A 12,491-nucleotide genomic window follows, 5' to 3' on the forward strand; every position below is an offset into this window, starting at 1 on the left:
CGCAAGGCGGGTTCCGGGGTCGGTACTATATCGCACGCTCTTGGCAGATGCGGCGGGATCGGTTGTCGCCAAGGTATACAACGAGGTGGGATGAACTGCCGGCGGTTCTCGCACGGTAGGGACGAGGGTCTGCTTGTCGGCCGACTCTTGGACTCTATGCAGACTCAGTCTGCAATGTACCGATCACCTGTCGCAGAGTTCTTGGCTATGGCCGATGCTCCGGCCAATTAGGCAGCGGGACACTATCGAATCAGCAATTACTGGCGACGCGGATGGCCAGAGCTATCGGTACCGCTCACGAGGACACCGGCCTCATCAGGTCGCCAGCCACGCGCTTCGAGAGCCAATTGATCAATCCAGGGCCATCCAGACTGCCCTCTTCCAAGGCTTCTGCAGCCGTGGCCCGCCAGGCAAGATCGCCGGGCTCCGTGAAGGTGCGGCGCAACTCGCGAATGGCCACAAGCGCAGCCTCGGCCCACGCGCGGAAATCTTCCAGCCGCCAGTAACTGACCTTGCCCAGCGACGGCATGGCCCCCTCACGGGCTTCGGTGGCCTGGGTCACCAGCACCGACACGATCGTAGCCGCCTCGGCACCAGCCACGTTCGCGCGAATCCAATCTGGGTGCGAAGCGGCCTGCCGAGCCTTGGTGGCATCGATGACCGCGTCCTCCTTGGCCCCTGCATGATCTTCGAAGACGATTACCTGATCGGCGATCATCCACCAGGGGTCAGGTGACGCGTCCGACTCTTTTTTGCCGGCGGCGAAACCCAGGTGCTCGCCAAGCAGCAACTGGGCCCGCTCGAAGGTCTTTGCCGACGCCAGGCCAATGCGGATCTCGCGTTCACGCGCCGTGAAATCGCGGTTGTGCAGCGTCCCCAGTTTGGCCAGGTAGCCCTCAAGGCGCTCGACCTGCAGCATGAGCGCGGCGTCCTTGGTGGCCTCTGCGGTTTCGGCTTCCGTCGCGGAGCCCCGTGCCAACGCCACCAGCCAGGGGATCCCCAGTGCCGCCTCTTTGGCCCGACGATAGGCTTGGCGTGCCTTGACGTCGAAGCCGGCCACGCCCTCGGCAGCAGCGCGCTCTGCTGCAGCACCGGCCAAGTAGAACCAGAGTGCTCGGTAGCCGCGTAGGCCCGGGTCGTTGAGGCCCGCCAGGACCTCCCGAGCTGCGTCGTGCGCGTTCTCGTAGTCCTGATTCCACATTGCGGTCTGCCACTCGATCTCCTTGGCGACCGAATAGGCAAGTTCGTCCATCGCAGGAAAGTCCTGCTGCTTCGCCTCGCTGCGCGCCTCCAGGATGGAACCGTTGGCCTCCTCCCAAGCGTCGTCATGCTCTAGGAAAACCCCGAAGTTGTCGACGATCTCGCGCGCCGTGGTGTCAGTGGACTGGTACACGCCGAACTCGATTTCGGCCTGCAGTTCCGGGTGGAAATGCACGCGTCGCTTGAGATCGGTCAAGTAGGCCGGCAGGTCGTCGCCAGTCACCACGACGGCCGAGTAATCATTGAGGCCACGCGTGCAGCGTCCCAAAGCCTGCATGACCCGCGTCTGTACCCGTTCGTTGAAGAGCAGGTTGGCACCCATTCGGTTCATCAGGAAACGCTCCTGCAGATTGGTGGCCTTGGGCAACCCCTCGACAAAGAGTAGCCGGCAATCGTCGTCGGGGAAATCGATGCCGTCATACCGGTTCGCTATCACGGCCACGGCTTTGTCCTCGGCCAGGAACTTGGCCTTCGTCTTCTCCAGGTCTTCGGCCTCGAAAACGGGATACCCCAGCGCCTCTTCCACCTCCTGCCTAATCTCACCGGCGCTGTCGAATCGCGGGGTGAGAACCAGGCTGCGCCCCGCTTCGCACATGAGCGAATGGCGCAGGGCCAGCGTGTCGTCCTCGTTCAGCGACTTCTCGGGGAAGACGAAGAAGCGGCGGCCGATGCCCTGGACATCCCACCCGTCCGGAATCGGCAGGCGAAGAATCTTCGGGCGGCCCGTGAGCCGCTCGAGGTCGCCGCCGGCCCCGAGCGTGGCCGACATGAAGATGCGTTGTTTTGCGCCCGTGAATGGCGCGTGGGACCAGGTCGGCGGGATCAACGGCCGGATCATGATCTCGGTGGCCGACATGTAGAGCTGGCAGGCGTTCAGGTGCCCCGCCAGGCTCTTCCAGGTGAAGCGCTCGCGCATGTCCCCGACATGTCCGCCAATCGCAGCACCCAGTTCGCCGGCCAGCGCGGCAAGCAGGTGGGTCGGCAGCTTGTCCACCCAGGACGCATCGTCGACGTCGCGCGTGAGGCCCATGATGCGCGCGTAGGTGGCCTGCGGGATCGCCTGCTTGATGACGCTGGCAACCGCGCTGTGCAGGTGGACCGTGTCCTCGTTCAGGCGCGACATCGACAACGTCCACTGGGCCGAGATGTAGTTCTCGGCGGCATGGGCGTCGTCGACGATGATGATGTCGGGGTCTTCGAAGAAGGGATTGGTGTTGAATAGGCTGCTGTAGTTAGTGACGGCGACCCGGTCACGGTCAGCGTAGGCGGCCTTGGCTGCCGGTGCGTAGTCCTTAATCTTGCCGGTGAAGGCCTCGATGGACAGGCCGTACTTCGTGGCGGCCTCTTCGGCCACTTGGTTGACCAGCTGGTTTGTCGGGCACAGGTAGACGACCTTCTCGCGAAACTTGCGGCGGCGCCAATCCGCCAGCAGCAGCCCGACCAGGGTCTTGCCGCTCCCTGTGGGCAGTTGGAGCGCGACATCCTTGGCGTCGAGCGCGTTGGCCACGTAGTTGCGCAGCATCTGGCCTTGATGGTCGAACAAGCTGGGATGCCGGCGTTTCGGCAGGTCGCGGAAGAGCCGATCCGGGCTCTCCGGGACGGCGACCGCGGCTGCGGGCTTCTTGAATGCCATCTTCGATTCCTCCCTCAAGCAAGCTCACGAGCCCAACCTTCGATTGGACGCGCGTCCGCCCATTGCATGGTGATTGATACAGCGCTCAGCGGCATCCTGCTGCAGAGCTGCAAAATGTTCCTAGGATGCGATTTTCGGGACTGGCCGCTTGTTGCCTAGCACGGGCGTTGGCGTCAGTGACTCCCATAGCCGAAAATACTCGATCAACATGATGCCAGAAAGTGGCGACGTGTTTACACGTTTGTCCGCTCACGGCCGCCTGACGCACCCACTGCGAGGACGTGCAGCCAACCTATCATCACTCCTTTCTGATTGGCGATCTCCAGCCCCTCATCGACCTCGACACCGAGGTAACGAACTTGTCGTTCGAAGGCGTTGGCCTCAATCCGGCGGGTATCGGCACTATAGCCACTGTTCAGTCGGCACGGACGGATTGGCAGCAAAGGTCGACTTGTTGCTTGTTGGCATAGGCATGAGGCAGTTGCCCGGCTAAAAAAACCAAACTGTGAGTTCCGCTGGCGGTCAGGCTGCTTTAGATTACAGATCAGACATGCAAAAATCATGGTGTCTTGGGCTGGTCGAATCTCGATCGGCTTAACCATCAGCCCTCGGAGTAACATGAAAGAAGAAATTTTTGGGGAAAGGAAAATGTCGAGTTCCGAAGCACTGATCGGTGTTGGCAGCCCCGGCTGGCGGGACGATGTCCAGAAGGGCCAGCAATGACGCGAGAATCAGTATTCGTGAGCCACGCCACTCCGGAGGACAACGGTTTCGTCCGCTGGCTTGGCGCCCGCTTGGAGCTCGTTGGGTTTTCCGTATGGCACGACCTCGGGCGGCTCAAAGGCGGCGACTATTTCTGGGACAAGATCGAAGGGGCCATCCGCAACGAGTCCTTCCGCTTCTTGGCTGTCGTATCCAAGGTTGCGGTGGACAAGCAGGGTGTCAAGGACGAATGGGCGTTGGCCCAGACCATCGAGAAGTCCATTCCGGGCTTCGTGATCCCGCTCCGCCTGGACGACTATGACTTCTCGCTGCTGCCAATCGGTATCCATCGCAAGAATGTCATCGACTTCGCCAATGGCTGGCACAAGGGATTAGCCGCGCTGCTCGACACCTTGACCGAGGCCAACGCGCCCAAGGTCTCCGCACCCGATCCACGCTCTGCCAGGCACTGGCTCGCCGAGATGAAGGATGGCGCGATCCTACGCACCGAGTCCAAAGAGTCACTCGATTCGACATGGCTCAGCGTCGTCTCGCTTCCGCCTATCGAGACTGCAAGAATTTTGGGGAGCGAGCGCGAAATCAAGCTGACCGACCTCAACCGGCGCATCCCCTGGTTCGAGCATGAGGATCGCATCGCTGGGTTCGCGAAGGCGGGCGACCTTGTGTCCAACATGTCCAAGTCGGTCATGCTCAAAGCCGCCAACGGCGTGGACTCGGCCACCTTCATCGAAAGCGGCTCCACCCTCGGCGGCAAGCCGGTGAGCGCGTGGGAGGCACGTAAGCGCGTGGCCAATCTCGTGCGGCAGGCTTGGGAGCTCACCATGGAAGCCAAGGGCCTTGGCGTCCACGAGCAGTCCGGTGGTCGCAAGGTCTTCTACGTTACGCCCGAGCTCACCAAGGGGCGCGGCGAAAAAGTCTCATTCCTCGATGTCGATGGGCGTAAGCGCCGCAAGGGGCTCAACGGCCGCAGCGAACGCAAGAAGGCCAATTGGTGCTACGCCGTGGGCATGGTGCCCCAGTTTGACGAGCCGTGGCGGATCGAACTGCGCTCTACCATCGTTTTCACCGACGACGATGGAAAACCGCTGGACACGCCGGCAAGGGCGCACCGCCTGCGCATGAGCTTTTGCCGCAGTTGGTGGAACGACCGTTGGCGCGGATTCCTGCGCGCGTTCCTCGCCTTGGTCGCCGACGGCGGCACCGAGATCAAGCTGCCCGTGGGCTCGGGGCGCGAAGTGGTCGTGCTGGCCACACCGATCATGTTCAACTCACCCGTGGGCCTCTCCGACTTGATTCCCTCGATCGACGTCGATCCCATCGATGAGCCTGACGACGACTTTGGCGAGGTCGATGACTTTGATGACGAGGAGGATCCAGTATGAGCTTCGACCTCAACCTCATCGAGATCGCCGAGCCCGAGCTCCTATTCGGGTATGGGCAGTCCATTGAGCATCCCAAGGACGGTTTGCTCCTGTATGGCCCAAAGGAAAGCCCGCAGGCCGGCTCCAAGCTGCGCATCGGCGTCGTGTCCACGGCCGAGGGGCTGCGTCGGTATTCGAAATGCGTCGCGCGCCTAGCCAAGCCCATCGCCCCGGCGCTGGCCGACAACCCCAACCACACTCTGTTTCCGGGTTTCCAAGCCCTGTTCGGCGTTGAGTGGCCCGCACAGCCCGCGACATGGCTCGAAATCGACGCCATCGAGCTCGCCAACGCGATCCGCATCGACGACCGCTATCAGGCGATCCACAAGGCTGTGTCGCTCTATTCGGATGCCATCGCCAACCACTTGCGCGACGGCAGCGAGTCGGCCATCGATCTCTGGATGGCTGTAGTGCCCGAGGAGGTCCACAAATATTGCCGGCCGCAGTCGAAGGTCGAAGCCGGTCAGAAGCAGCGCTCTGGGATTTTGATGGACAAGAAGGCGGCGACTCGCCTGCTCAAGGCGCCGGGCCTGTTCGACGAAGACAACGCGTCGGCCGAGATTTATCTTTACGAGCTCGACTTCCACAACCAGCTCAAGGCACGACTATTGGAGCACAAGGCTGCGGTTCAAGTGATTCGCGAGACCACGCTCGCGCCCGAGGAATTTGTCCGCGACAACGGAATGCCAGGGCGCGGCCTACAAGACCCGGCCACGTTGGCATGGAACCTCGCTACTACCTGCTTCTTCAAGGCCGGCGGCAAGCCTTGGCAGCTCGCAACTTCGCGACCCGGCGTCTGCTATGTCGGCATCGTGTTCAAGAAGGACTTATCGTCGGCCGAGCCGGGCAATGCGTGCTGCGGCGCTCAGATGTTCCTCGACTCCGGCGAGGGCGTTGTGTTTCGCGGCGCGGTGGGCCCTTGGCTCACCTCGACTAAGGACGACTTCCACCTCCCCAAGGAGAAGGCCAAGTGCCTGATGGCGATGGTCGTAGACGCGTATCGCAAGAATCATGGCGGCCAAGCCCCCAAGGAGCTCTTCATCCACGGCAAGACGCGCTTCTCGGTTGAGGAGTGGGAAGGCTTCAAGGAAACCGTGCCGCACGAGACCAACGTGGTCTGCGTGCGCATCCGCCAAGACGTCGGCATGAAACTCTATCGGCACGGGACGATGAACATCGCCCGTGGCGTGGGTTGGGTGAAATCGCAGGGGATGGCGTATCTGTGGACTAAGGGCTTCGTGCCCAGGTTGCAGACCTACGCCGGCCGCGAAGTGCCCAACCCGCTTTCGATCGAGATATGCCGAGGTGCTGCAGACATCAAGCAGGTCATGGGCGACGTACTCGCCTTAACCAAACTCAACTACAACGCGTGCATCTTTGGAGACGGCGTCCCGGTCACGCTGCGCTTCGCCGATGCCGTGGGCGAAATTTTAACGGCGGCGCCTCGCAAGAACGAGCTGCCGCCGCTACCGTTCCGCTACTACATATAACTCGCAAAAATCGAGACAGGGAATCAATGAAAATCGCTGAAATCGCAACGACACACGCATTCGCGATGAGCTACACCGAACGACTGCTTACGGCGCCATAGCCGACATGGCTTGATCGTGCGTTCAATGGCAGCACGGCCGACAATCTGCCACGGGGTGGATCGATACTACTGACGGCTCAACTGGGCGAAGGGAAGCGACTCGCCAAAACTATCCTCGACTCAGTTCAACTCGAACATTGCGGGGCTTGACAGTTTCAAAGATTTCTCTTCCTATCGGGCTACAGAAGTCAGGCAAGAAAAATCTCGAAATAAGCTGCAAAAATCCCGAAAAATCTTGAGATAACTTGCAAAACCACGAAGAATCCTGATTGCGAGATTTTTCGCAACCCATTGATTTATTTAAGAACAGCAATCTCGAAATAAGCTGCAAACGATATTTTTCGAGCGACCTGAAAGTTCGTCGTCCCTTCACGGCTGTTAAGATGAAATCCCCCTCCGCCGACGGGTGCGACCGATGAAAGATTTTTTCATCAGCTACAACAAAGCCGACAAGCGCTACGCCGAATGGATCGCCTGGCAGCTCAAGGAAGCCGGTTACAGCGTGGTGATCCAGGCTTGGGATTTCCGCGAGGGCAGCAACTTCGTCCTCGAGATGCAGCGGGCCGTCGAGGAAAGCACGCACACCCTGGCCGTGCTGTCGCCGGATTTCCTCGCCTCCCGCTTCACAGCCCCCGAATGGGCCGCAGCCTTCGCCACCGACCCCACGGGACAGGCCCGCAAGCTCATCCCCGTGCGGGTGCGTGAATGCACGCCCGGCGGACTTCTGGCCCAGATCAATTACATCGACCTCGTCGGGCTCAAGTCCGAAGACGCAGCCCGCGAGCGCCTCCTGAAGGGCCTTGCCCCAAGCGGGATGCCCGACACTCCGCCACTGCTACCGCCCCTGGGTGACACAACGGCATCCCAGTCCGCGGCCAGCGTCCCGCCGTGGCCACCGGCCCTGGAGATCATCGGGGACGTCACCGAATCCCTCGCACGCCGTGGGGTACGGATGGCCGGGACGCTGATCGTCAGCGCGCTCCTCGTCGTGATCGTCATCCGCGCGGCGCTGCCCGCCTCGTCCGAAGCTTCGCCCAGCATGCTCTACGGGACGGCGTTCACCTGGGGCCTGGTCACGATGGCACTGTTCGAAGCCATCCTGTTGTTCAAGCGACGGCGCTTCGCAAGAAACGCCGGGCAACCGGGAGATAAACCATGACTGCAGACCTCACGCCAGGTCGCCGCGCGTTCGTCCTGCGCGGCCTTGCCTTTTCGCTGCTCGGCACGCCGCTGGCCGCCTTCGCCGCCACGCCCGAGGAGGTCGCGCGGCTGGCCCAGGCCGCAGCGCGGATGAAGGCACTCGAAGATCTCCGCGCACGCGCCCGGGAAGCCGACAGGCAGGCCGATGGCGTGGCCGCCAGGGCAATATCGCTCCGCGAAATCTGGGACGGGATCATCGACCTGCACACCCGCATCGACCCGGCCATCGTGGCTGCCCGCAAAGTCCTCCAGCAACTCGGTACCGAACTCGATGCCGGCAACGCCGCGCTACGCGAGCAGGTCGACGCGGCAATCGAAAGCCGGCGTGCTGCAACCCGGCTTGCCGAGGAAGGCGGAGAACGGCTCAGCACCGCGGCGGCTGGCGCAGAGGCAGCGTTTGCCCGCCGCCGCCAGGCCGAATCCAGGCTACAGGCCCAGCAGCGCCGTATCGGCACCGCGGCCAACGCGACGGCCGATGCCCTGGGCAAGGTTCGCGGGCTGATCTCCCGCACCACATATGAAACCTCGCGCCTCGACGCGGACAGCAAAGCACTGCGCCAGGCATTTGCCGCGATGCGCGATGAAACCCGGCAGAGTGTCGAGGCCGCCCGCCAAGCCCGCTCGGCGGGGTGGTTCGGTTACGTGGTGGCCAGCCCAGCCCTGCCCGACGGAGAGGCTCTCGACCACCTCCGCATCGCCATCGAAACCCCGCTACCGGACGACGAAATGCCGGCCGACGGCATCGCATCAATTTTTGAACGCGCCAACGACAGCGCCGCCCAGGCTGCAGCCGTGGCCCGGGAAAAAGACGCGGCGAGCGTCCGCCAGCTCATGCTCGCCCAATGCGTCGGCGACAGCTGTGCCGCCCTGCAAGCCGAAGAAGTCGAACGCAAGCCTGACCTGGATCTCGCGCAGGCGGGGCTCGACGGACTGCAAAAGCGGCTCGCTGCCCTCAGACAGACCCTGCCCACCCTGCCGGACGCACCTCAGACATGGGCGATCGAAATGCGTAGCTGGCTTGACCGGGTCGCGCCTACCCTCGCCCCCGCCCTCGACGAAGCCGGCCTCGGCAGCCGCGGTGCAGCCGCCTTTGCCGCCCCCCTCGCCGCAGCCGCCGGCACCGCCTACGCTCAGGCGCGTGCCGACTGGCTTGACGCCTACCGCCTGGCCTACGGCACAACACCACCGCAGCCGGTGACGACCATCGAATACAGTGCGGCCTCGACCGCCGCTGCCGCCGCCCCCACTGCAGCGGCCATCCGGGTGCTGCGCAGCCACGCCTACGAGCGGGTCTCCACGCTGGATGGCGAGCAGCGCGGCTTTGGGGCTTACTCCTACGTGCTGCTGCGCAGCGGCAACGACCTCGACGCCGAGCCGGTAGCCCGACGCTACAAGCTGTTGATCGACCTGCTGGAAGCGGAACTCCCCGAAGGCAGCACCATCCCCACCAAAGTCACCAAGCAGGTCAACCTTTTCTGCATTCCGACACCCGCCTCCGGCAGCGGGCCGGGCAAGGCCGGACGCCCGCGCTACGGCGCTGCGCTGGCCGGACAATGGCTGCTCAACGCCCAGCACGGCCTGCTCACCCGTAAGGAGATCCTGACCCGGCTGATCCGTTCGCCCGGCCCCTTCCTGCTCACCTTACCCGGACGGATCGCCGAAAGCGCACCGGGCATGCCGCTCCTGCTCGCCGACCTCAACGACTACCCGGACATGGCCATCCGCGATCTCGTCACCCAGTACATGGAGGGGCTGCTCGACAGCTTCCCCACCGATCAGGCCCAGTGGAAGCCGCCGGCACTGCAGCAGGTCGCCCTGACGATGATCCATATGGCCGGCGACCTGGGCCGCATCGTCGAACGAGCCATCCCCAGCGCCGTCGCCGGCGGGCATTGAGGCCCGCTCAAAAGCCGATCCGCCACGCCAGCCGCAGGGTGCGCGGCTCCAGCGGATGCACCAGCCGGCCGTCGATGCCGCCACCGCAGGCGCCGCTGGCCGATTCGCTGCGGGTGCAGGCCCCGCCCCAGTATTCGATGTCGTTGGCCTTGCGGTCGAACAGGTTGAGCACGTCGAGGGAGAGCTGGCTGCCGGGCGCCAGCCGATAGCCCACCCGCAGGTTGGCCATCCAGAAGGGCGTGGATTTTTCGCGCCCGGTTTCTTCCAGCGGATAGGCGCCCAGGTAGCGCAGGCGCGCGCCGGCAAACCAGCGCCCGCCCGGGTCGAGGGCCGCGCCCACCGACGCCACCACCGGGATCGCGTTGGGCACGCGGGTGCCGCCGTTGTCCGGATTCGCCTCACGGAAGCGCGCCTGGGACAGCGCCAGCGACGTGTCGATACTCACCCCGGCGGGCAGCGCCAGCTCGTTGCTCCACTCCAGCCCGTGGCGGCGCGAGGCGCCCTTGGGTTCGGTGACGCCTTCGTCGCCGATGAACACCAGCTCGGAGGCCAGCGCCATCTGCCACACCGACACGCTGGTCTGCCAGCCGGGCAGCGGCGTGCTGCGGAAGCCCAGCTCGGCGCCCCGGGCGCGCACCAGCAGCGGCACCCGGCTGATCGCGCTGCCGTCGGCCGGGTTGGTGCTGCTGGTGGCGCCGCGGGCGTCGTTGCTGTGGAAGCCCTGCCCCCAGTTGGCGTAGAACTCGGTGGGCGCCGGCAAGGCGAACGGCCCCAGCACCACGCCCAGTTTGGGGCTGGTCTGGCCGGCGCGGGCCTTGCCGCCGTTGGCGAGGTTGAACTCGCCGCCGGCGGCCGTGACGCGGGCGTCCACCTCGTCATGACGCAGGCCCAGGGTGCTACGCAGCCACGGCCGCCACTGGGTGCGGGCCTCGACGAACAGCGCCGCGGCAGTCTCGGTGATCTTGTCCTGGCGCACGGTTGCGCTGCGCTGGCGATCCTCGGTGGCGTACAGGCCGACGCTGCGGATGCGATCCTGCCGCCACTGGAGGCCGGCGGTCAGTTCGGAATCCTTCAGCTCGGGGCCGAGAAACCAGCTGCGACTGGCCTGCCCGCCCCACACGAGGCGCCGGTCGGCCTGCTCGTGCTGGTCGCCGGCCGGCCCGTTGATGAAACCGGACGGCGCCGAGAACAGGTTGAGCCCGTAGTCGATCACGTAAACACCGGCCCGGCTGGCGCCGTAGGCATCCGGCCGCGCCCACTCGGCGGACAGGCTGTGGCGGTGGGTGGTTCCGCCGTCGTTGGGCGACAGGGCGCCGAAGCGGCCGATCTCGCCGCTGTCGATGGCCCGCGCCGGCACGTGCTCGGTGGCGGTCCACCGGGCCGTGTAGCTCATCGCAGTGAGGGCGAAGCCGTTGGCGGCCGAGCCTTCGGAGAGGCGCAGCACGGCGTTGCGCCGGGCGAGGTTCTCGGGCTGCTCCCACGGGCCGTCGTTGCCCGAGGCCTCGACCGCCGCCAGCAGCTGCAGCTCGCCCAGCGGCCGGCTGCCCGCGGCGAGCAGGCGGCGGTAGCCGTTCTGGCCCGCGCCGATCTCCACGAAGGGCGCCGCCAGCTGGCGCAGGTAGTCGATGCGCGCCGCGCCGGCGGTGGCAAAGTCGCCGTCCTCGGCGGCATACACGCCCTTGCGGAAGCGGATGCCGGCGATGAGCTCGGGGATTAGGAAGTTGAGATCCATGTAGCCCTGGCCGTGGGCGTGGCTGGGCATGTTCACCGGCATGCCGGCCACAAAGGTGGCGAAGTCGCTGCCGTGGTCGAGGTTGAAACCCCGCAGGAAATACTGGTTGGCCTTGCCGTCGCCCGAGTGCTGGGTGACGACCAGCCCCGGCACGGTCTCCAGCGCCTCGGCCGGGCGCAGCAGCGGACGGGTGGCGAGCCGGCGGGCGTCGATGATGCCTTCGGAGGCCGCGTCGGCGACGCCGACGAGATCGCCCCGGCGGCTGCCGACGGTGACTTCGGGCAAGGTGGTTTCGGTGGCGGCGGCGAGGGTGGGCAGCGCGGCCGCCAGGCAGGCAGCCAGCGTACGCGGACGAAACGGGTGCTTCATGGGCAGTCTCACAGGAAAACGTTAGCGGGATGCCGGCGCGGCCGGCTCGATGAGGATCAGCTGGCCGGTCTTCGGGTCGCGGAAGACCTCGCCGACCCGGTCCATGCCGGCGCCGGCCTGACCCGTGCCGTCGGCCGGGCGCTCGATGGCGCGCCCCTTGTCCACGGGCTTGGGCTGGCTGAGGGCGCCCTGGGTGTTGGCGGCGATCGCGGCCAGCAGGCCGCAGGCGAACACGAGCATTACGTCAACAAGGTTGACCAAACTTGCGCGAGGGTCTTCGTCCCGGTCGTCGAAGCGAGCATCGAGCCGGGAATACAGGCGCAGGCGGCGGCGCGGGGCGTTTGCGGCCTTCATTCCGCCTGCTCCATGCCTTCGAGCAGCTCCTCGTACCAGCGGCGGCGCAGCTTGCCCACCACCAGCCCGCCAATGCCGGCCACCAGGCCCAGCACGGTGGCGTCGAAGGCCACGGTGACGGCGCTCGCCAGCTCGCCCGGGTTGCCCTGGCCTAGCGCGGCAAGGCCCGGCCCGAGGGGGATGATGGTGGCCATCAGGCCCAGCATGGGGGGGGATGCGGGCGAGCAGGTCGGCGCGCTCCAGCCGGTGCCGCGCGACGCGCTGGACGGCGAGCACATCCCCCACCGCGGCGAGGCGGCGCAGGCCCCACAG

The 12,491-nt window shown here is 65.1% G+C and carries 8 protein-coding genes and 1 pseudogene; 5 read left to right on the forward strand and 4 right to left on the reverse strand.

All coding sequences use genetic code 11. The features are described 5' to 3' along the window. Positions 1 to 20: 20 nt before the first annotated feature. Positions 21 to 119 (forward strand): annotated as a pseudogene (locus Q0672_RS22995) (DUF4113 domain-containing protein); the annotation flags it as partial. 176 nt (positions 120 to 295) lie between these two features. On the opposite strand, the gene Q0672_RS23000 reads toward Q0672_RS22995, so the two are convergent. After that, positions 296 to 2,893 (reverse strand): DEAD/DEAH box helicase, encoded by a 2,598-nt coding sequence (locus Q0672_RS23000; RefSeq protein WP_298626508.1) that lies wholly within the window; start codon positions 2,891 to 2,893, stop codon positions 296 to 298. Positions 2,894 to 3,633: 740 nt separating this feature from the next. Here Q0672_RS23000 and Q0672_RS23005 point away from each other — a divergent pair. From Q0672_RS23005 to Q0672_RS23020, 4 genes are all read left to right on the forward strand, one after another. Continuing rightward, on the forward strand, positions 3,634 to 4,998 hold the full coding sequence (locus Q0672_RS23005) for a toll/interleukin-1 receptor domain-containing protein (protein ID WP_298626511.1): 1,365 nt from the start codon (positions 3,634 to 3,636) through the stop codon (positions 4,996 to 4,998). Further along, entirely contained in the window at positions 4,995 to 6,527 is a 1,533-nt protein-coding gene (locus tag Q0672_RS23010; protein WP_298626514.1) for a hypothetical protein, read from the forward strand. The genes Q0672_RS23005 and Q0672_RS23010 overlap by 4 nt, the downstream gene beginning before the upstream one ends. Before the next feature lie 516 nt (positions 6,528 to 7,043). After that, entirely contained in the window at positions 7,044 to 7,787 is a 744-nt protein-coding gene (locus Q0672_RS23015; RefSeq protein WP_298626517.1) for a toll/interleukin-1 receptor domain-containing protein, read from the forward strand. After that, complete coding sequence (locus tag Q0672_RS23020; protein ID WP_298626520.1) at positions 7,784 to 9,724, forward strand: hypothetical protein; 1,941 nt, start codon at positions 7,784 to 7,786, stop codon at positions 9,722 to 9,724. Before Q0672_RS23015 ends, Q0672_RS23020 begins: the two co-directional genes overlap by 4 nt. Before the next feature lie 7 nt (positions 9,725 to 9,731). Here Q0672_RS23020 and Q0672_RS23025 read toward each other — a convergent pair whose 3' ends face one another. The 3 genes from Q0672_RS23025 to Q0672_RS23035 are packed head-to-tail and all read right to left on the reverse strand — an operon-like array spanning position 9,732 to position 12,385. Beyond that, positions 9,732 to 11,825 (reverse strand): TonB-dependent receptor, encoded by a 2,094-nt coding sequence (locus Q0672_RS23025; protein WP_298626523.1) that lies wholly within the window; start codon positions 11,823 to 11,825, stop codon positions 9,732 to 9,734. A 21-nt stretch (positions 11,826 to 11,846) separates the two neighbouring features. Then, on the reverse strand, positions 11,847 to 12,179 hold the full coding sequence (locus Q0672_RS23030) for a DUF2149 domain-containing protein (RefSeq protein ID WP_298626525.1): 333 nt from the start codon (positions 12,177 to 12,179) through the stop codon (positions 11,847 to 11,849). Next, entirely contained in the window at positions 12,176 to 12,385 is a 210-nt protein-coding gene (locus tag Q0672_RS23035; RefSeq protein WP_298626527.1) for a MotA/TolQ/ExbB proton channel family protein, read from the reverse strand. The genes Q0672_RS23030 and Q0672_RS23035 overlap by 4 nt, the downstream gene beginning before the upstream one ends. Positions 12,386 to 12,491: the final 106 nt, after the last annotated feature.

Source organism: uncultured Zoogloea sp. (assembly GCF_937894855.1).
GTDB lineage: Bacteria > Pseudomonadota > Gammaproteobacteria > Burkholderiales > Rhodocyclaceae > Zoogloea > Zoogloea oryzae.

Bases quoted from the DNA above. Each gene is read 5' to 3' on its own strand.
- Q0672_RS23000 (WP_298626508.1), bottom strand. From the start codon at position 2,893: ATGGCATTCAAGAAGCCCGCAGCCGCGGTCGCCGTCCCGGAGAGCCCG.
- Q0672_RS23010 (WP_298626514.1), top strand. From the start codon at position 4,995: ATGAGCTTCGACCTCAACCTCATCGAGATCGCCGAGCCCGAGCTCCTA.
- Q0672_RS23015 (WP_298626517.1), top strand. From the start codon at position 7,044: ATGAAAGATTTTTTCATCAGCTACAACAAAGCCGACAAGCGCTACGCC.
- Q0672_RS23020 (WP_298626520.1), top strand. From the start codon at position 7,784: ATGACTGCAGACCTCACGCCAGGTCGCCGCGCGTTCGTCCTGCGCGGC.
- Q0672_RS23025 (WP_298626523.1), bottom strand. From the start codon at position 11,825: ATGAAGCACCCGTTTCGTCCGCGTACGCTGGCTGCCTGCCTGGCGGCC.
- Q0672_RS23030 (WP_298626525.1), bottom strand. From the start codon at position 12,179: ATGAAGGCCGCAAACGCCCCGCGCCGCCGCCTGCGCCTGTATTCCCGG.
- Q0672_RS23035 (WP_298626527.1), bottom strand. From the start codon at position 12,385: ATGCTGGGCCTGATGGCCACCATCATCCCCCTCGGGCCGGGCCTTGCC.